The organism is Paraburkholderia sp. MM5496-R1, from assembly GCF_050436205.1.
Taxonomy (GTDB): Bacteria; Pseudomonadota; Gammaproteobacteria; order Burkholderiales; family Burkholderiaceae; genus Paraburkholderia; species Paraburkholderia tuberum.
Genome location: NZ_JBNDLT010000001.1, coordinates 229,913 through 249,659, shown reverse-complemented (window position 1 = coordinate 249,659; position 19,747 = coordinate 229,913). Strand labels below are relative to the sequence as shown.

Below are 19,747 nucleotides of genomic sequence, written 5' to 3'. Positions count from 1 at the left end.
GTGGAGCAAGACCATGCACATCGTTAAGACCATGCACATTGTCGTCTGCATCAAGCAGGTCCCGGACTCGACGCAGATCCGCGTTCATCCGGTCACCAACACGATCATGCGCCAGGGTGTTCCGGCGATCGTCAACCCGTATGACCTGTTTTCACTCGAAGAGGCGCTGCGACTGAAGGACCGCTTCGGCGGCAAGGTCACGTTGCTTTGCATGGGCCCGCCGCAGGCCGAGGAAGCGCTGCGCAAGTGCATCAGCTTCGGCGCGGACGACGCCGTGCTGCTCACCGACCGTGCATTCGCCGGCGCGGATACGCTCGCTACGTCGTACGCGCTGGCAGCGGGCATCCAGCAGATCGCGAAGGAGCAGGCGGTGGACATCGTGTTCACTGGCAAGCAGACGATCGACGGCGACACCGCGCAAGTCGGCCCCGGTATCGCCAAACGCCTCGGGCTGCAACTGCTGACCTACGTGTCGCGCATCGTCGAGACCGCTCTCGATGCGCGCACGATCACCGTCGAGCGCCGCGCCGAGGGCGGCGTGCACGTGCTCAGGACTGCGCTGCCGTGCCTGATCACAATGCTGGAGAACACCAACGAACTGCGCTTTGCGACGCTGCCCGCGATGATTCATGCGGCCGGCTATCCGGTGCACAAATGGAACTGCGAACAGGCCGGCATCGAAGATCTCAGCAAGATCGGCCTGAAGGGCTCGCCGACAGTGGTCAGCAAAGTCTTTGGACCGACGCCGCGCAGCGAGAAAGCGGAGATGCTCGACCTCGACGCATCGAGTCTTTGCGACGTGTCGGTGAACCTGCTGCAAAAGATCTTCGCGCGCCATCCTACCCTGGAAGCTGACCTGCTGATGAAGGAGGGTTCATGAACGCACCCGCCGCCCCCGCGAAGAAACCCGCCGGCCGCGCGGGACGCAATCTCGAACTGCCGAAACACCTGAAGGTCTACAAAGGCGTCTGGGTCTTTATCGAGCACGACCGTGGACACGTGCACAGCGTCTCGTGGGAACTGCTCGGTGAAGCGCGCAAATTGGCCGACACGCTCGGCAGCCGAGTGGGCATCGCGGTGCTCGGCGGCGCGAATGAACCGCTCGAACAGTTCGCCGCAGAAGCCTTCACTTACGGCGCGGACGATGCGTACATCGTCCACGACCCGGTCTTGCAAGGCTATCGCAACGAGCCGTTCACGAAAGGGCTGACCGACCTCGTCAACCGGCATCAGCCCGAGATCCTGCTGCTGGGCGCGACGTCGATGGGCCGCGACCTCGCCGGCTCCGTAGCGACGACCCTGCTGACCGGGCTGACCGCCGATTGCACCGAACTCAACATCGATCCCGCGTCGCGTGCGCTGGCGGCGACGCGCCCCACCTTCGGCGGCTCGCTGTTGTGCACGATCATGACGCTCGCGTACCGTCCGCAGATGGCGACGGTGCGCCCGCGCGTGATGCCGATGCCGCTGCGCGACGCCGAACGCACCGGCAACATCGTCCATGGAACGCTGGGGATGATCGAGACGGACATCGTCACGAGGCTGCTCGACTTTATCCCGGATGCGAGCAGCAACCGGATCAACCTGCCCTATGCCGATGTGATCGTGAGCGGCGGCAAGGGGTTGAAGAGCCCGGAGAACTTCCAGTTGGCGTTCGATCTGGCGAACGTGCTCGGCGGCGAAGTGGGTGCGACCCGGCCATGCGTGCAGGCCGGCTGGGTCGAGGGGGAGCGCCAGGTGGGACAGACCGGCAAGACGGTGCGGCCCAAGCTCTACATCGCCGCCGGCATATCCGGCGCGATCCAGCACCGCGTGGGCATGGAAAGCGCAGACGTGATCGTGGCGATCAACACCGACCCGAACGCACCCATCTTCGATTTCGCACACTACGGGATTGTCGGCAATGCACTGCAAGTGTTGCCCGCGCTGAAGCAGGCTTTTGTGGAGCATTTGACCCGGCGCCGCAAGCAGGCTGCCTGAGGAGAATCACGATGAGAAAACCTTCACAGTTCGATGTGATTGTGGTCGGCGCCGGTCCGTCCGGCAACGCTGCCGCTTACACGATGGCCAAGGCAGGTCTGGAAGTGCTGCAGATCGAGCGGGGCGAATATCCGGGCAGCAAAAACGTTCAGGGAGCGATCCTGTACGCGAAGGCGCTCGAAGAGATCATCCCGGAGTTCCGCGACGATGCGCCGCTGGAGCGCCACATTATCGAGCAGCGGATGTGGGTGCTCGACGATACGTCGTTTGTCGGTACACATGTGCGCAGCGAGGATTACAACAGGCCGCCCTATAACCGCTACACGATCATCCGCGCGCAGTTCGACAAGTGGTTTTCATCGAAAGTGCGCGAAGCCGGCGCACTGCTGCTCTGCGAGACCACGGTGAAGGAACTGATCATGGACGGCGACGTGGTGGTCGGCGTGCAGTGCGACCGCGAGCACGGCGATGTCTATGCCGACGTGGTGGTGCTCGCCGACGGCGTGAATTCGACGCTCGCGCGCAAGGCGGGCTTTCATGGAGAGATCGGGGCCGGCAACGTTGCACTCGCCGTCAAGGAGATTCTCTTCATGCCGGAGGAGACGATCCGCCAGCGCTTCAACGTCGGCGAGGACGACGGCGTCGTGATCGAGATGGTCGGCAGGATCACCGACGGCATGATGGGCACTGGCTTCCTCTATACCAACAAGGAATCGCTCACCATAGGCGTGGGCTGCATGCTGAGCGACTTCAAGAAAAACCCCAACCGCACGAGCCCCTACGTGCTCCTCGAAAAGATGAAGCAGCACCCGTCGATCGCACCGCTGATTGCGGGCGGCGAGATGAAGGAGTATTGCGCGCATCTGATTCCCGAAGGCGGTTTTCACGCAATCCCGCAGGTCTACGGCAACGGCTGGATGATCGTTGGCGATTCAGGCGGTTTCGTGAACGCCGCGCACCGAGAAGGTTCGAATCTTGCGATGACCACGGGACGCCTCGCCGCCGAAACGGTGATCCACGCGAAAGCCGCGGGCCACGGCTACCGCGCCGGCACGCTCAAGGCCTACAAGGCCGCGCTCGATCAGAGCTTCGTGATGAAAGACCTGCACAAGTACCGCGACATGCCGGCCGTGCTGCACCAGAATCCGCAGTTCTTCACGACCTACCCCGACCTCATGGCGCGCGCCGCGCGCACGATGATCACGGTCGACGGTAAGGACAAGAAAAGCAAGGAGCGCGAGATTTTTTCGAGCTTCCGCACAGCCCGTTCGCTTTCCGGCATCGTGGGTGACGCCTACAAACTCCTGAGGGCCTTCCGATGAGCACCCTACCCGTCAACGTAGAGGAAAAGCTGTTCCAGAACCGTTATCGCGTCGATGCAGGACGGCCGCACGTCCACATCAAGGATGCCGACGTCTGCCAGAGCGAATGCAGCGCGAAGAGTTGCACCTTCGTCTGCCCGGCCTCGTGCTACAAGGCCGAAGGCAACGGCGCGGTGACGCTGATCACCGACGGCTGCCTCGAATGCGGGAGTTGCCGCATCCTCTGTACCGACCACCAGAATATCGAGTGGGACTACCCGCGCGGTGGTCACGGCATCCTGTTCAAGTTCGGTTGAGGAACATCGTCATTGCCAGACCAGAACGACATGTGTTTGCTTGCACCGAGAACCGGCCGCCGCCGCATCCGCGGGGCGCCGGGCGGCAAGGGCTCGACCGCGCTGCTGAAGGCCTTCTGGGCGGAACGGCAGAAACGCCAGGCGCCCGATACCGTCGCGATTACGTATTCGGGCTGCCTCGGCCCGTAGTGGAAGCGTTGCTGCAACGGTCCGTCTGAGGAGACACATGGCCAACGAACCGGCGATGACAGCGCCGCGTTCGCACCACCTTAGTCGAGATACGGACCGCTTCCGATCGTGATCGTGCCAAGGTCCACGCCAAATCCAGATTTGACTTGTCCGAGCCATTCGCCTCAGTCGCGATGTCGCGGCCCCGACACGCCGCAAGTCCGACAGTCCTTTCAGAGGCGCTTGATCTCGACACCGTATTTCCTTAGCGCGTAGCCAATCTGGCGCGGCGTCAGTCCAAGCAGCCGCGCCGCTTTTGCCTGCACCCAGCCGGATCTTTCCATGGCGGCGATGAGACGCTCGCGGTTAGTCATCTTCGCATCACTTCCGAGGACTGCGCCGCCAGCCGCTAACGGAGCCCGCTCGCTGCCGACAGGCTGGACCGCAGCAACTGCGCCCGACGTAGCAGCCTCAGCCCGCGGCGTAGCCGGCTTCACGGGCACTGGCCCGATTGGCCCGGGCTGCAGCGCAATTTCGTCCGATCGGCTCTTCCACAGCATCGCGGACAGGCACTGGCCGTGGCAGCAGGCAAAGTCGTTTCTCAAGATCGCTGGTCCCGGCGCCAGGGTCGCGCTCCGCTGCACGCAATTCTCGAGCTCGCGGACATTGCCGGGAAAACCGCAGTTCATCAATACTTCAATCGCGCTCGCATCGAAGCTCAGCGTACGGCCGTTCTCGCTGTTGAAATTCTCGAGAAACTCAACGGCGAGGAGCGGAATATCACTGCGCCTTTCACGCAACGGCGGCAACAGCAAGGGAAGCACGCAGAGGCGATAATAAAGGTCGGCGCGGAACTCGTTCCTTGCCACCGCCTCTTCCAGGTTTTTATTCGTGGCGGCAATCACGCGAACATCGACCTTAATGGTCTGGTTGCTGCCCACGCGCTCGAATTCTTGCTCCTGCAGGACGCGCAGCAGCTTTGCCTGGAACGAGGCCGAGATCTCGCCGATCTCGTCCAGAAACAGCGTCCCCTTGTCGGCGAGCTCGAAGCGCCCCTTGCGCGAATTGAAAGCGCTGGTAAAGGCACCCTTCTCATGACCGAACAATTCGGATTCCAGCACCGTCTCATGGAGCGCCGCGCAATTGAGCTTGATGAAAGGCCGCTTGGCGCGCGGCGACAGCTCGTGAACGGCCTTGGCGACCAGCTCCTTCCCGGTACCGGATTCGCCGCGCAACAGAACCGTGCTGTTCGATTCGGCTACCACCGCGATCTTCGCGAGCAGCCCGCGCAGCGCCGGGCTGTCGCCAATGATCCCCTCGATCTGAAACTTCTTACGCTCACCTGCAGGGTGCTTGAGCTCGGACAATGGCTTTTGCAGCCCGTCCTTTCCCGCCATCAGTCGCTCGCGGTCGCTCTTGAAAAAGCGATGCAGCTTCACCGTCTGCCCCACCAGGTTGGCGACCATGGTAAGCAGCCGCACGTCGTAATCGAGCCGGAAGTTCGACCCATAGTCCAGGATGCGGTCGATGGTCAGCGTGCCTACGACTTTCGCGTCGATGCGAATAGGGACGCCAATGAACGACACTCGCATGTTGTCGGAGGCACCGAGCACGCCCATGTCGGCGGCACTGAAGCCCGAATGCACCGCTACGTTCTCGGCGACGAGCGGCCTGTCCGTCGCCATGATCTGGTCAATTGCCTTCTGCGGCAGGCGCATCCGGTAGTGCTCATCGCTGCCTTCGCTCCAGTCCGCGCCAACGGTAATGTCCGGTACGCCATCATCGTCGAAGAGAGAGACGATACCGAGCCGCATCTGAACAAACGATTGCAGGAGATCGATGACGTTGGCCAACGTGACTTCGAGCCGGTAGGGGGCGGTCAGTACCTTCGATATTTCGAAGATGCCGGTAAGCACGCTCTCGTGCCACTGCACGATAGGGACCGCGTGGTCCGTCTCGGACTTTGAGCCAGGCCTTTCGCGCACGGAAGCGATATGCAGCATGACGACGTCCCCGTTGTGGGGACCGTGCTCCCCGTCACCTTGTTCGGATTTGCGGGCATTGTGTTGCATATCATCCTCGATCTAGCGCCCAATTTCACGGGCTGACTTCAAAAGATAATGCCCTTTCATGGAAGGACGGTGAAACTGTAGTGCCTTGATGTACTTATTTTCTGCTTTTGCGATTTCGCTGCGTGGATTCCGTTAGGAACGCGAGTTCCATTGATGTCGCTCAAATCAACTGCGATTTGTCTACTCCAGGTGCAGCCGTTTACAGGTGTCGTCCATCATTGATTGCTGCCTCGGTGCCCGTGAGATAACCCGCCGCATCCGAGCATAGGACGAAGATGATCTATCTTTGCGACCGCTTCGGGCGTGCCCGCCCGGCGCAGCGGGATATTTGGCACAAGAAGCGCTTCCGTGTCGGGCGACAAAATGTCCGTCTTGAACTGGCCGAGGACGTAGGGAAACTGTTTTCAGATCGTTAGATGCGAGTCTATCGGTCCGATTAATCTGGTTTGGTAAGTCATGCCTGCGTTAGCGTAACGTTTCAAGTGCAAAAAAAAGCCCCTCCGGGCTCTAGTTGCCAGCCATCCTCACTACCGCTATTGTTTTGGCAATCCCAAGTATCTTCACAGGCGCTGGGCCAGTAGCCGTCGTACTTGCGCACGTTCTGGCCAAGAAAATCGAAACCGTCTGCAATGTTCGTGATCCGGGTCTTCTCTTCCGAGCGCTCCAGATCTTGAGCGGCCATCAACTGCCTGAGCGCCGGAAGCACCTCGAATTCGAGCACTTCTTTCGACATACCGGTCACAACAAAGTCATCGGCGTAGCGAACGACGTTGAGTTGGGCCTTGCTGCGTGCCGCCGGGGTGAGATTACGCTCGGTCATCAGAGCATCGAGCACGACGAGCAGATTGAGATCGAGGCCCTTGAAACGCATGATCCCAACTTATCCATAGTGTGGATGCGTTCCATCAAAACAATCGATTTTACGAAATGTACGGCATGGAGGATAGTGTTCCTGGTAAATCCATTTCAATTTCGCAAACCTGCTGGCGCCTTCGTCGTGCCGGGTAGCGGATGAAGTGTGTCGTAGAACTGAGCGAAGCCGAGGAAATGACGTTGCAGCAGTTGTCGATCAATCACATGCATCGGGACACGCGCACGCGAGCGGCGGCCCTGTCGCCGCTCGGACACAGGATCAAGCGCAAGCTCACCGCCGAGCAACTCGGGGTGAGCGGGCAGTCGATCTGTGACTGGCTCAAGCATGGCGCAACAGCGGCGTGTCCGGCCCGATGGGCGGCCATAACGGTGGGCACATGAAGCACCACTGGCGACGCTTCATCACCTGGACGAAGGAAATCGCAGATCCCGAACTCGCTGAACTTTCTCGGCGGACACGGCACCAAATTTCAAGTCAATTTCTCGTGGACGCTCTCATGAATACTGTGGCAAAACGTCGGGCCGGAGAAATAGAATTTGGGCATATCAAGATGGTTGTCGGTCTTTGCCCTGACGCCGAGAAAAATCCTCAGGTGTACGCTAAGCATCAACCGAGGCACATGTCCAATGCGACCACGGTCTTCGGCGGCGTGGGCAAGCTGGATCGCGCCGACACGACGCGACAAGCGTCTGGCAGGTCGCGTAGGCGCTTACTACCGGCAAAACTTCGCATAGTTCTCCAAACCCTTTCTATATCGGCCGCTTACCTTCGTACAGTTGAGGCAAACCTCGACTTCGCCTTGGCTTCGCGACGAATCCTGAAATCGAACCGCTTTCTCAGCAAGTCCTTCGCGTCCGTCAGGTCCACCCTCAAAGGCCGGACGGCGCATAGGAGGCAGTCGTGAATTTGGCCGTGTCCACAGATAGAGGACCTCTCTCCGTGCGCTCTCAGGTGCGGTGGAGGCTGGTTTGGGAAAATGAGTTGCGACTCGCCGACCACATCGAACTGTCCGAGTTCTTCCGAAAGACCTACGGACCGACCGGGGCGTTTAATGCAAAACCATTCGAAGGCAATCACAGTTGGGCTGGTGCGAGGCCAGAGTTCCGTGCAATCGGCTACGACGCGCGCGGCGTAGCGGCTCATATCGGCGCACTGCGTCGTTTCATCAAGGTTGGCGCAGTCGATCTACTAGTGGCCGAACTAGGATTGTACGCGGTACGTCCGGATCTTGAGGGACTCGGAATCCCTCAATTAATGCGCGTGATGTATCCCGTGTTGCAGGAACTTGGCGTTCCATTTGGCTTCGGCACGGTTCGACACGCGTTGCGGCAACATATTGCAAGGCTGCTCGGCCGACCCGGTCTGGCGACTATTGTGTCTGGAGTTCGCGTGAGGTCGACCCTTCGAGAAGTGCATCTCGACACGCCGCCCACGCGCATCGAGGACGTACTCATTGTCGTCTTACCGATTGGACGGTCAATGAGCGATTGGCCGACCGGAACGATAATTGACCGGAACGGGCCAGAGCTGTGAGGCACTGCTTATCCGAAGCGCGCAGCGAGTGCGCTGACACCAACGGACGTCGCGACGTCTATTTGACGTTTGACGACGGCCCTAATCCACTTTGCACACCGGACGTCCTCGATGTGCTGGCGCAACACCGGGTGCCAGCGACTTTCTGCGTCATCGGCGCGTACGCAGCGGACCAGCCGAAGCTGATCCGACGGATGATCGCAGAAGGACACGAGGTCGCAAACCACTCGATGACTCATCCGGACCTGTCCAGATGCGAACCCACCGAAGTACAACAGGAAATACTAACGGCAAGCAGGGTCATCAGGATGGCGAGCCCGCGTGTTTCGCTGCGGTATATGCGTGCCCCGTATGGCATGTGGACCGAAGCAGTGCTCACTACGTCAGCGAGCGCTGGTCTGGCGCCCCTCCACTGGTCGGTAGACCCGCGAGACTGGTCTCGTCCCGGCGTGGACGCGATTGTCAGCGCAGTGCTGGCCTCTGTCCGGCCGGGTGCAATTGTGCTCTTGCACGACGGATGCCCTCCCGATGAGTTGGGACGATGCACTCACGCTGGTCGGCGCGAGCAGACCCTCATGGCGCTTTCCCTCATGATTCCAGCATTGCATGACCGGGGGTTTGCAATCCGATCGCTTCCTCAACCTGACCGGACGAACCAGACACCCTATGAACATGCTTGGCGCAACTAGCACTGTCGCTGTCTCGTCTTATGCGCTCCGCGGTCCTTTTGCTGCTAGATCAGTACGAGACGCAACTTTTTCGCGGGAAGCCGAGCGACTTCGGCGAGGACCGTCATCTGACGATTCCCATGCTGACGGCAGGTTATCGGACCGAGTAGGTTCCGGACGCCATAGCGGCGACAGTCGTTCCGGACAGACTGGGGGCGTATCTGCGCCAACAACTGCGCTGGGCGCGCAGTACTTATCGGGACACGTCGCTTTCGCTGCGCCTGCTGCCCTGTCTAGATCGCTACCTTACGCTGGACGTGATCGGACAGAATCTGGGCTCGCTATTTCTCGCCTTATCGCTTCTAGCGGGGCTCGCGCAGCTCGCATTGACAGCGACAGTGCCGTGGTGGACTGCCCTGATAATCGAATCATCGACCATGATCCGCTGTAGCGTGGCATCGGTTCGCGCTCGCCAGCTTCGATTTCTTGGCTTTTCTCTTCACACACCCATTAACCTCTTTCTCTTGCTCTCCCTGAAAGTCTATGCGCTGTGTACATTGAGCAATAGCGATTGGCTGTCACGGAGCGCTGCTGCCAACGTACCACACGGGGGTGGAAACAGGCCGCCACCGGAAACCCGAAGGCGGGACCGAACGCTACAGAATTTTCGGTATTGCGATGGCGCTTGGCAGAGCGGATCTTACGCGCGATTCTTCGACGTTGGTGGTGGCATACGACGGCGTTTGTAGCGACGAGTGATCGTGCACGCCAATTATCTTAGATGCTATGAGACGATCGTGCTTTCCGTTGAGAATCTAGCAGTTGGTTTCTAAAATCCCTTACCGACTAACGATTTGTCCATCCGTCGACTCCGTGAAAACTGGGAGCTACTGAGCCTTACCGCAAGCAGCTCGGCACTCGCCCACCACCAGATTTTGCACGGAGAGGAAGATTCCCCTGTGAAACGTTGCCGCGCGGCAAAGCGTTCGTACCGCATCCGCATATAAACGTCTCAATCTAATGCACCATTACCTTGGGGGCCTGTAGAAATATTCGAAGGACATCACCCTCTTTCTGGCGCCCCACATCAACTCCTACAGGCGATTCCAGATCGGTACGTTCGCGCCGACCAAGGTCGCATGGAGCCAAGACAATCGGACGGTCGGTTTCCGCCTTTACGGCGAAGGCTCGGACGCCGTCCGCGTTGAGTGCCGCATTGGCGGTGCGGATCTGAATCCGTATCTCGCTTTTGCGGCCCTGATCGCGACGGGTCTTGCGGGCATCGAACGAGCCACCTCCAGCGCTGCCGCATTGTCCAAAACGTAACATTCGCGACACCAACAATCGGACGATGCACCGCCATAACCCGACATTGTGCCGGTCAACATCCCGCAAATTGTGCTCCGACTGTAGATGCTCGCTTGGCACAACGCTTGCGATCCATCGCCGACAACTCAAGAGACCTGACATGCTCAATCCGATCATCAATGACACGACGCTTCGTGACGGCGAGCAGACCGCCGGCGTCGCGTTTCGCACCGAGGAAAAATGCGCAATCGCCGCCGCACTGTCGCAAGCCGGCGTGGCCGAACTCGAAATCGGAATTCCTGCCATGGGCGAAGACGAAATGGCGTGCATCGCTGCAATCGTCGACCTGAACCTCGACGCCCGCCTGATGGTTTGGGGGCGCCTCACGAACGAGGATCTCACCGCGGCATTGCGCTGCGATGCCGATATCGTTCATCTCTCGGTTCCCGTTTCGGATATTCATTTGGAACACAAGCTGCGGCAGTCGCGCAGTTGGGTACTGGCGCAGATCGCACGCGTCGTCGACGAGGCAGCGAAAAACCATCCCAAGATTTCCCTCGGCATGGAAGACGCCTCGCGCGCGGATCCCTCATTTCTCATAGAAGTGGCTCAATGCGCGCAGCAGCACGGGGCCCAGCGCGTGCGCTTTGCCGACACTGTCGGTATCCTGGACCCCTTTAAGACCTTCTACGCCATTGCAGCGCTGCGCGTCGCCGTCGATCTGGAGATCGAAATCCATGCGCACGACGACCTCGGGCTCGCCACAGCCAACACACTGGCCGCCCTTGGGGCCGGCGCGACCCATGCGAGCACCACCGTCAACGGGTTGGGTGAGCGCGCCGGCAATGCAGCGCTGGAAGAAGTCGTGATGGGCGCGCGGCACCTGCTGCGACGAGACACTGGCGTCGACACCAGAGCGCTGCCCGACATTTCGTCGCTCGGTCGAACAAGCCTCAGGCCGCGCAGTTTCCTTCAACAAGAGCATCATCGGTAGGAGCATCTTTACTCACGAGTCGGGCATTCATACCGACGGCCTCGCGAAGCACCCCACGACCTACGAGGGATTCGATCCAGCAGAGCTCGGCCGGCAACGGTCGACGATACTCGGGAAACATTCTGGATCTCAAAGTGTGCGTGAGGCCTACGACGCTCTAGGCGTGAGGGTGTCGGAGCGGCTCATCCCGCTCCTGCTTGCGCGCATCCGCTCTTTCGTCACGCAGTACAAGCAGGCGCCGAATGCAAGCGATCTGCGCCGCTTCCTGACGCAAGCCCACAGCACGCGGGTGAAGGTGTCGTGAGTGTGGTGATGGCGGCCAAACTTGTCCAATAGAAGTAACGACATGCAAGAAGTTATCGAACAACTGCGTCACCTGTCGTCGGCCGAGGATTTCCTGCGATTCTTCGACATCGCATTCGACGAGAAGGTGCTGAACGTGAGCCGCCTGCACATCCTCAAGCGCTTCTTTCAGTATATCGAGCAACAGAAAGAACTACCGCGTAACAACGCGACGGCCGTGCTCGCCGTCTATCGATGCTTACTGCAGAAGGCCTACAACGACTTCGTTGTATCCACGCCCGCGGAGCAAAAGGTCTTCAAAGCGTCCAGCCTGCGCGACGTGTCGCTGAAACTCGTGCACAAGATATTCGCTCGCCATCCGAGATTGGAGGCGGACCTGTTGATGAAGAGGGCCTCATGAACTCGCCCGCTGCCTCGGAAAAGAAGCCGGCCGCGCCGGTCAACAAGTACCGCTTCGAGATTCTGCTGCTCGGTGCAACCTCGATGGCCCGGGATCTCGCCGGATCTGTCGCAACGACGCCCTTGACCGGCCTCACCGCCGACTGCACTGAGCTGAACATTGACCCGTAGTTGCCGCATTCTGTGCACGGACCATCACAACCTCGAATGGGCGTGTCCGCGCGGCGGGCATCGCATCCAGTTCAGGTTCGCGTAGACAAACACATCCATCGTCACATCGGCTTCCGAGCGCCGCAAAAGCGGCCGGACGCCTCACCATATCGGAGCAAATTGATGAATCTCATTACTGGTATCGAATCGACCGATCTCTTCGGCGGCAACGTTCCCTTCCCCGTGCTACAGCTGATCGAGAGAACCCGCGGCGGCAGCAATGACGATGTGGCCGCCGCGTTGTGGACTGCGGTCCTGTCGTACCCGCGCTGCCTGCCACCCTACTATCTGCTGTATAAGTTCCATGCGAACCGGGGTGAACTTGGCGAGGCGCAGGAGGTCGCGACCAAGGCTTTGGCGGTCGCCGCCCGGCAGGCGTCGCTCGACAGCGACTGGTGTGCGGTACAGCCGGGCGACACCGACTTCACCATTCCTGGTCCAGGCCGCTTCTGGCTCTTCACACTGAAGGCGCTCGCGTTCATCAGCGTGCGGCGCGGCGAGCGCACCGTTGCACTGAAGCTGATCGCCAAGCTGCGCAGGCTGGACCCGATCGATTGCATAGGCTTGGACGTCGTGGAAGCCTTGCTCGCACAGTCCGGATCCCAATAATCGCCGCCGGAAGATCAACTGACAGATCGACAATATGTCCCCGGCTTGGCTATGGCAGAACTCCATTGCAGTTCATGGTGATCGTTTCAGTAGTCAAAGCCGACGCTCACCGCACACTTCGCGCGGGCGCGCAGGCCATGCCGTGGACGTTTTTTCAGCGAGCCGTGGAAACCGGTAGCCCAGCGGTGCCGATAATTCGGCGTACATCCGATAAAGAGACTGCGTCGCAAGCAGGGGTCGCGTTGCAACCAGAGACGCAAATCAAGACAACAACCGGATTGACACACGGCTTGCCAGTCCCGCCGAACCTGCTCGATCAGGCGTTTGCCGTCACCGCGCCGAATGAGGCCTGGTGTGGCGATACACGGTATATCGCCACAAAACCCTCGAAACCCCACAAATCCATGCCGCAAAAACCTTGCTGAAAGATCCCATTTCCTAACTTGGCTGGATTGGTCTTCGCGTGGTCTTAGGCAGAGGAATCATGCGTGACGCCTCCTCCAATATTATCTCCCGCATCCAATTGCTTGCCGGATCACTGTTGTGAAGGGCAGACCATTGGACGGCCTCGGTGAATGCGGGACGTGGCAGCGGAAGTTCGACGATCCGCAGAGGCATCGCCTTTTCGAAATACTTGACCAGCCTTAAGGGCATCGTCCCTATACGGTCAGTGTTTAATAGCATAGGCGGGATCATGCTAAAGCTCGGCACGATGACCTCGTCCCGTCTCTTGAGACCGTGCTGAAGCAAAAACCATTCCTCGATGGAGGGCTGCCGCGCACGCCCGAACTTGACCACAACGTGCCCCATCGACATATATCTCTCGAATGTGAGCTGCCCTGATAGCTGCTGGTTCGTGCGGCAGCCTACGCACACGAGCGTCTCCTCGAACAGCTTCGCTTTAGGGTGCGCGCTCGACATGAAAAATTCCGGCAAGATAAGAAAATCGGCTTCGCCGCGCCGGAGAACCTCATCGGGGTCATCGGCAAGTGGCAGCAATTCGAAACTGACGGCGGGAGCTTCCCGTGCAATACGCTCCACGATCTTTCGAAAAAATACGACTGTCATGAAATCGGAAAGAATGATCCTGAAGCGGCGATCCGATTTGGCTGGGTTGAACACGTCCTGGGAAATAACGGAGAGCTGGATGTGCACCAGAGCCTCCCGGACTGGAGCAGCGAGCCCTTCTGCACGCGGTGTTGGGACAAGTTCCCGGCCCCTCATCGTAAATAGTTCGTCGCAGAAATAGGCGCGTAGCCTGGCGACGGCCGCGCTCATGGCCGGCTGGCTCAGGTTGATGCTGCGTGCCGCCGCAGTGAGGTTACGCTCGGTCATCAGAGCATCGAGCGCGACGAGGAGATTTAGATCGAGGCCCTTGAAACGCATGATCCCAACTTATCCATAGTGTGGATGTGTTCCATCAAGACAAACGATTTTACGAATTGTACGGCATGGAGGATAGTGTTCCTGGTAAATCCGATTGAATTTCGCAAACCTGCTGGCACCTTCGTGGTGCCGGGTAGTGGATGAAGTGTGTCGTAGAACTGAGCAAAGCCGAGGAAATGACGTTGCAGCAGTTGTCGATCAATCACATGCATCGGGAGCCATCCTCCCGAACCCGCCGCATGTTTGGCAACGATTGGGGATTTCCTCGGGGTTCCAGCGCTTCAGCTTTCTGGTCGCGCCATCCTTCGTCGCCAAGAAACGCGACCCTGGACCAAACGGTACAGAATTTTCATGAATTGCGGCGCCATTTTGCAGACGGACCCTACGCGAGATTCTTTGGGGCTGGTGACGTCTGACCGGTGTTCGCAGCGGCGAGCGATACCCTACCTTACCTATGTGGTAGGGTTTCGAGTTTTGCCAATAGGGGCTTCCTACCACGATGAAGGAGAGAAACATGCTGTGCTTAGGAGTGAGCGGCGGGCTAGACAAAGTTCATGAAAATTCACTCGAACTGCCGAACACATTTCTGCACGACGGCGCTGCGGTGCTTGTCCGGGACGGACGCGTAATAGCGGCCGTCGAAGAGGAGCGCCTCAACCGGATCAAGCACTCTAACAAGTTCCCGAGCAGTTCAATTCAATTCTGCCTCGCATCCGCAGGGATTCAGCTCAGCGATATCGACCACATCGCGTTTTACGCTACCGAGGCCTATTGCAACGTTATGCTCGAACGCCTGTTCCTGTCCCAGCCGAACATCTCCATTCCGGTGGATGCCAAGCTGTTTCTGCGTAACTTACTAATGCGGGAATTCGGTACCGAGGTCGATCCTTCGAGAGTCTCATTCGTGAGTCACCATCTGGCGCATGCCGTGAGCGCGTTTGCGATGTCTGGATTCGAGCAAAGTCTGATCCTCGCGGTCGATGGCGGCGGTGATTTCCTCTCGGGGCTCTTGGCGCTCGGATCTGGAACCGAAATTACGCAACTCGCGACTTTCGCAGAGCATAATTCTCTAGGGCTGTTTTATCTCGAAACAATCCGGTATCTCGGTTACGGCTTGTTCGATGAATACAAGGTCATGGGGCTTGCACCTTATGGGGATCCCGCTCCCTATCGCGGGCTCTTCGAGCAATTCTATCAACTGTCCGCCAACGGTGAGTACCGCGTCTACCTGGACCGCATCGGTCCGACGTTGCTCCGCAGCATCCAGGTCCGGCGAAAGGGAATGCCATTCACACAGCAGCATCGAGATGTGGGTGCTTCATTGCAGGAAGCGCTGGAGCGGATCGTGTTTCACATTCTCCGCCATCATCGCGAGGTCACCGGTATGAAGCGGCTGTGTATAGCCGGAGGAGTAGCTCATAACTGCACCATGAACGGTAAGCTGCTGTATTCGGGACTTTTCGAAGACATCTTCGTGCAGCCCGCAGCGCATGACGCCGGTTGCGCATTAGGCGCTGCCCTTATGATGTCAAGCGACTTCGGTCGGCCCGCGCCGCGTGAGCGATTGCAGGAGGTTTATTGGGGGCCCGATCTGGGGAGCGATCTGGTCGTGGAGCAAGAATTGAATGCGTGGGTCGGACACCTCGACGTTGAACGCAGTGATGACGTGGTAGGCAGAGCAGCGGACTGGATGGCCAATGGTGCCGTGATCGGCTGGGTGCAGGGTCGTTCGGAGTTCGGGCCACGCGCGCTTGGCAACCGCAGCATTCTTGCCGATCCCAGGCCGGCCGCAAACAAGGACCGGATCAACGCCATGGTCAAAAAGCGTGAGGGTTACCGACCGTTCGCGCCATCAGTGCTCGAGGACGATGCGCACGAATTTTTTGACCTCCCAGAGGGCACCCGCGAATTCCCTTTTATGAATTTTGTAGTTCGCGTGCGCGACTCCAAGCGTGCCTTGCTCGGCGCCATCACGCACATTGACGGTACAGCGCGGCTGCAAACAGTATCGCGCAAGACCAATTCCGCCTACTGGGAGGTTATTAATGCGTTCAAGAAGCGGACAGGAATCCCAATTCTGCTGAATACTTCCTTTAATAACAACGCTGAGCCGATCGTAGATTCGGTTGCAGACGCGATTGCCACATTTCTGACGACAGAGCTGGATGGACTTGTGGTCGGACCGTTCCTCGTCAAAAAGCGGCCCGCAACGCAGGAACATTGGACTGCGCTCGCGGTTTCACTGCCGCCCTATGCATCGCTCTATCGAGTCCGCGCTCATACAGCGCGGGATCGTCAGGAGACGGTGTGCGAAATTCGCACCGGCGGCTCCAACTGTGACAGTGTGCGTATTTCACATGAGTTGTTCGATCTGCTGATGCGGATCGAAGGCGAAGCCGTGCTCGGACATCTTCTCGATACGATTACGCCTGAGCAGACTCGACGTGAAGCCCTCGTCGAGGAACTGCGCGGATTGTGGGAACAGCGTCGGGTTCGGCTACATCCCTCACGGGCGTTGTCACGGTAACGACGTCCTTCCAATGAGTGGCTGAAGATCTGAAACTAGGTAACAGCGCTCGCGAGCTATTTTTCTAGAACGTTAAACAATAGCGTTTGGCCGCCGTGCAGTTCTTGTACCAACACGCCGGTGTCCAACGGAGCACCAGTCCCGGCCCAAGGTCCGGACACATGCAGCAGCGCACCATAAAGGTAGGCGGAATTGACACATCAAACGAACTTCGAATTGCTGCGTCGGGAATTGGACGCAGACGATCCATGGCGGCTCGACAGCAATCCCTTTGAGCACGAGCGCCACAGGCAAATGCTTCGGATGGCACTTTCGCAGGGATCCGTCACAAATGCGCTCGAAGTCGGATGCGCAGGCGGAGCCTTCACGGAAAAATTGGCACCGCACTGCCAACGGCTCACCGTGATCGATATCGTGCCACACGCAATTGCCAGGACACGCGAACGGATGATGGACCCACCACACATCAATTGGATCGTCTCCGATGTCCAGCATTTTTCGACTGAGCAACAGTTCGATCTGGTCGTGGCGGCGGAGGTTCTCTATTACCTCGACGGCAGCGCCGAGGTGCGTGCGGCTGTCCGCAATTTAGCACGGATGCTTGCGCCCGGTGGACAGCTGGTTTTCGGATCGGCACATGACGCCAATTGCCGGCGATGGGGCCACATTGCCGGAGCCGAGACGGTCATAGCCATCCTGCAAGAAGAGCTGGTTGAAATCGATCGTTTGAGGTGCGTCGGTCAGTCGTTGAATGAAGACTGTCTGCTCGCCTGTTTTCGAAACGCGGCTTCGCCTTCGTGCGGACCAACTTACCAGCGTTAGGCCGGGAGATATTATGCGCATCTGTGGGATCAAACTGACGCACGACGGAGCGATCGCCCTTGTCGAGGATGGAAAACTGGTTTTTTGCGTGGAGCAGGAAAAGCGAGACAACAATCCGCGGTATCAGGCGATCGACGACCTCGACGCGATCGCGATCGCATTGGCCGAGCATGGTTTCGATGCGCACGATATCGACCAGTTTGTCATCGACGGCTGGGACGGAGTAGTCGAGTCGCAGTTTCGGGTCCTCAGTGGGTCGATTCCCGTCAGCCTGAAAGGGGCCCCTTATGCCGAACGCCGAGCCGATGATCTTCTCGCTTCGCTCGACGGCTCCGGACTGCTTGTCGGCGGCCAGTCCTTTCCTTATAAAAGCTATCCTCACGTGTCAGGCCATGTGGCCTCCGCGTACTGCACCAGTCCCTTTGCCCAAAGCGGGCAACCTGCATTCTGTTTGGTGTGGGATGGTGGCATCGTCCCGCGCCTCTATCATGTAGAACGCCACCACGCCCGCCATGTCGACTGCCTGTTCCCCGTGATAGGTCACATCTACGCTGCGGCGGGTCATCACTTTGGTCCTTATAAGAAGCCGGGCGGCGCCCGGTGGGATCTGGGTGTGGCCGGCAAGCTGATGGCCTACATCGCGCTAGGCTCCGTTGACGAAGATATCGTTGAGGTATTTCGCGAGCTTTATCAGGCACGCTTTGCTGGCGACACGGAGTGTGCGCAAGCTTACCGCGAGAACATCCACAGCGCGGACGCGTCACTAGCGGCTGTAGGAGAGTTCTTCGAAGCAAGCGCGCTGCGACTGGAAGCCAGGCCGCCCGAAGACGTACTCGCCTCGTTCCATGTATTCCTCGAGCGTCTTCTCGTTCAAGAAATGGGTATCGCGCTGCAGCGCCATTCGATTGCGGGCCCGAAAAATTTGTGCATCGCTGGCGGATGCGGACTCAATATCAAATGGAACAGCGCCCTGCGCGCGAGCGGTTTGTTCGACGCAATCTGGGTGCCGCCGTTTCCCAACGATAGCGGGTCTGCGATTGGCGCCGCTTGTTGCGCGCTGGCAGCAGAGAAGGGCTTCGTGCCGCTGGAGTGGTCGGTATATAGCGGACCGGCCTTAAAAGGTTGCCAAGTACCGCCCGGATGGACGGCGTCTACTTGCTCCATTGCGGAACTCGCCAGCATACTCGCCAGTAGCAAGCCCGTCATTTTCCTTGCCGGCCGGGCCGAACTCGGACCACGAGCATTGGGGGGCAGAAGCATTCTGGCCGCCGCGACTTTGCCCACAATGAAGGATCATCTCAACGACATCAAGTTTCGAGAGCACTTCCGTCCCGTGGCGCCAATTTGCCTTGAGGATCGTGCGCCGACCATTTTTAGCCCGGGGAGCCCTGATCCCTATATGTTGTTCGATCATCAGACGCGCGCGGAATGGCGAGAAAAAATCCCTGCCGTCGTGCATCTCGACGGATCTGCCCGATTGCAGACCATGTCAAGAACTTCCGAGCATCCGGTGGCGCAACTTCTGGTCGAATACGAAAAGCTGACGGGTATTCCGTTGCTCTGCAACACGAGCGCCAACTATCACGGACGAGGTTTCTTCCCGGACGCTGCTTCAGCCTGTGCGTGGGGACGCGTCGAACGTGTGTGGTGCGATGGTTTGTTACTGACCAGGACTGGTCTGTCGCCGTCAGTCGACGAAACACTTTTCGCTACGTCGCCGTTCGAAGATCGCTGACGTTGCAGCTCAGTGGTCAGTACGACGCCGTCAATTGTCCCGCCAGCTCGCTCTATCGCTACGGTCCGAAGACGATCAGCCGGCCTCCCTTGGCTCGATTTTCGCAAGCACTTATCCCGGGCGGAGGTTGCTCATCGACCCGCGGAACCTCGATGCCATCCTCGGAAACTTGGCATCTTCTTCAAAATGCAGTGGGTAACGGGGCTCACGGGGCGTGCGGGTTGAAGCTGGAGAAATCCAGCTTGCCGGCGATGAGAAAGAGGACGGTGCGCATCGTCGTGAAGCGCGCGTCACCGCGAGCCTTGCGCTTGGCAGCTTGAAACAAGCCTTGATGACCTCGATGAAGCCGTTGGTCTGGCAGGTCTGAGTCCAGGCGACGATGCGATCGAAGTGCTGGCGAATCATTCGCGCCACTTCCTTCATCGGCTTGACCTTCGAGCGCATGACGTTGGTGCACCACTGCCGCAACACGCGTGGACAATTGACGCACCGCAAGGTTTGCGTATGTTCAAAGTGTTCAGCTTCTCAATTCCTCGTATGA

At 58.9% G+C, this 19,747-nt stretch carries 16 protein-coding genes and 5 pseudogenes; 17 read left to right on the top strand and 4 right to left on the bottom strand.

The window, feature by feature from the left end:
- The first annotated feature begins 31 nt into the window (after nt 1–31).
- The 5 genes from OKW38_RS01200 to OKW38_RS01180 are packed head-to-tail and all read left to right on the top strand — an operon-like array spanning nt 32 to nt 3,787.
- A complete protein-coding gene (locus tag OKW38_RS01200; RefSeq protein ID WP_090811342.1) occupies nt 32–880 on the top strand; it encodes an electron transfer flavoprotein subunit beta/FixA family protein in 849 nt (282 codons plus the stop codon).
- Complete coding sequence (locus OKW38_RS01195) at nt 877–1,980, top strand: electron transfer flavoprotein subunit alpha/FixB family protein (protein WP_429332345.1); 1,104 nt, start codon at nt 877–879, stop codon at nt 1,978–1,980. Before OKW38_RS01200 ends, OKW38_RS01195 begins: the two co-directional genes overlap by 4 nt.
- Nucleotides 1,981–1,991: 11 nt before the next feature.
- Entirely contained in the window at nt 1,992–3,302 is a 1,311-nt protein-coding gene (locus tag OKW38_RS01190) for an FAD-dependent oxidoreductase (RefSeq protein WP_429332346.1), read from the top strand.
- The gene (locus OKW38_RS01185; protein WP_018423212.1) at nt 3,299–3,598 is read left to right on the top strand and encodes a ferredoxin family protein; all 300 of its coding nucleotides are present in this window, start codon (nt 3,299–3,301) and stop codon (nt 3,596–3,598) included. The genes OKW38_RS01190 and OKW38_RS01185 overlap by 4 nt, the downstream gene beginning before the upstream one ends.
- Nucleotides 3,599–3,634: 36 nt before the next feature.
- Nucleotides 3,635–3,787, top strand: a complete 153-nt coding sequence (locus OKW38_RS01180; protein ID WP_429332347.1) for a hypothetical protein — start codon at nt 3,635–3,637, stop codon at nt 3,785–3,787.
- Between the two features lie 212 nt (nt 3,788–3,999).
- Here the strand turns inward: OKW38_RS01180 and nifA are convergent, their stop codons facing one another.
- Together nifA and OKW38_RS01170 are read right to left on the bottom strand one after the other, a co-directional pair.
- The gene (gene nifA, locus OKW38_RS01175; protein ID WP_429359614.1) at nt 4,000–5,838 is read right to left on the bottom strand and encodes a nif-specific transcriptional activator NifA; all 1,839 of its coding nucleotides are present in this window, start codon (nt 5,836–5,838) and stop codon (nt 4,000–4,002) included.
- Nucleotides 5,839–6,316: 478 nt separating this feature from the next.
- Nucleotides 6,317–6,616: pseudogene (locus OKW38_RS01170) on the bottom strand (hypothetical protein); the annotation flags it as partial.
- Nucleotides 6,617–6,849: 233 nt separating this feature from the next.
- Between OKW38_RS01170 and OKW38_RS01165 the strand changes: the two are divergent.
- The 9 genes and pseudogenes from OKW38_RS01165 to OKW38_RS01125 all read left to right on the top strand — a co-directional run.
- A complete protein-coding gene (locus tag OKW38_RS01165) occupies nt 6,850–7,092 on the top strand; it encodes a hypothetical protein (protein WP_429359612.1) in 243 nt (80 codons plus the stop codon).
- A 520-nt stretch (nt 7,093–7,612) separates the two neighbouring features.
- Complete coding sequence (locus OKW38_RS01160; protein ID WP_090811363.1) at nt 7,613–8,245, top strand: NodA family N-acyltransferase; 633 nt, start codon at nt 7,613–7,615, stop codon at nt 8,243–8,245.
- Nucleotides 8,242–8,934 carry a chitooligosaccharide deacetylase NodB gene (nodB, locus tag OKW38_RS01155; RefSeq protein WP_429332351.1) on the top strand — a complete coding sequence of 231 codons (693 nt, stop codon included), beginning with the start codon at nt 8,242–8,244 and terminating at the stop codon, nt 8,932–8,934. Before OKW38_RS01160 ends, nodB begins: the two co-directional genes overlap by 4 nt.
- A gap of 1,041 nt (nt 8,935–9,975) precedes the next feature.
- Nucleotides 9,976–10,239 (top strand): hypothetical protein, encoded by a 264-nt coding sequence (locus tag OKW38_RS01150; protein ID WP_341809964.1) that lies wholly within the window; start codon nt 9,976–9,978, stop codon nt 10,237–10,239.
- Between the two features lie 142 nt (nt 10,240–10,381).
- Nucleotides 10,382–11,519, top strand: a pseudogene (nifV, locus tag OKW38_RS01145) (homocitrate synthase).
- Nucleotides 11,520–11,561: 42 nt separating this feature from the next.
- Complete coding sequence (nifW, locus tag OKW38_RS01140; protein ID WP_429332354.1) at nt 11,562–11,918, top strand: nitrogenase-stabilizing/protective protein NifW; 357 nt, start codon at nt 11,562–11,564, stop codon at nt 11,916–11,918.
- A gap of 38 nt (nt 11,919–11,956) precedes the next feature.
- Nucleotides 11,957–12,085: pseudogene (locus OKW38_RS01135) on the top strand (electron transfer flavoprotein subunit alpha); the annotation flags it as partial.
- Between the two features lie 165 nt (nt 12,086–12,250).
- Nucleotides 12,251–12,736, top strand: coding sequence for a hypothetical protein (locus OKW38_RS01130; RefSeq protein WP_090811371.1), 486 nt, complete (start codon nt 12,251–12,253; stop codon nt 12,734–12,736).
- 198 nt (nt 12,737–12,934) lie between these two features.
- A pseudogene (locus OKW38_RS01125) lies at nt 12,935–13,116 on the top strand (IS3-like element ISBvi4 family transposase); the annotation flags it as partial.
- A gap of 58 nt (nt 13,117–13,174) precedes the next feature.
- Here OKW38_RS01125 and OKW38_RS01120 read toward each other — a convergent pair.
- Nucleotides 13,175–14,122 carry a LysR family transcriptional regulator gene (locus tag OKW38_RS01120; protein ID WP_187611945.1) on the bottom strand — a complete coding sequence of 316 codons (948 nt, stop codon included), beginning with the start codon at nt 14,120–14,122 and terminating at the stop codon, nt 13,175–13,177.
- Nucleotides 14,123–14,636: 514 nt separating this feature from the next.
- On the opposite strand from OKW38_RS01120, the gene OKW38_RS01115 reads away from it, so the two are divergent.
- The 3 genes from OKW38_RS01115 to nodU all read left to right on the top strand — a co-directional run bounded on the left by OKW38_RS01115 (nt 14,637) and on the right by nodU (nt 19,206).
- Entirely contained in the window at nt 14,637–16,649 is a 2,013-nt protein-coding gene (locus OKW38_RS01115; RefSeq protein WP_429359610.1) for a carbamoyltransferase family protein, read from the top strand.
- 192 nt (nt 16,650–16,841) lie between these two features.
- Entirely contained in the window at nt 16,842–17,471 is a 630-nt protein-coding gene (gene nodS, locus OKW38_RS01110; protein ID WP_429359608.1) for a nodulation methyltransferase NodS, read from the top strand.
- 13 nt (nt 17,472–17,484) lie between these two features.
- A complete protein-coding gene (gene nodU, locus OKW38_RS01105) occupies nt 17,485–19,206 on the top strand; it encodes a nodulation protein NodU (RefSeq protein WP_429359606.1) in 1,722 nt (573 codons plus the stop codon).
- Nucleotides 19,207–19,411: 205 nt separating this feature from the next.
- On the opposite strand, the pseudogene OKW38_RS01100 reads toward nodU, so the two are convergent.
- Nucleotides 19,412–19,677: pseudogene (locus OKW38_RS01100) on the bottom strand (transposase); the annotation flags it as partial.
- Nucleotides 19,678–19,747: the final 70 nt, after the last annotated feature.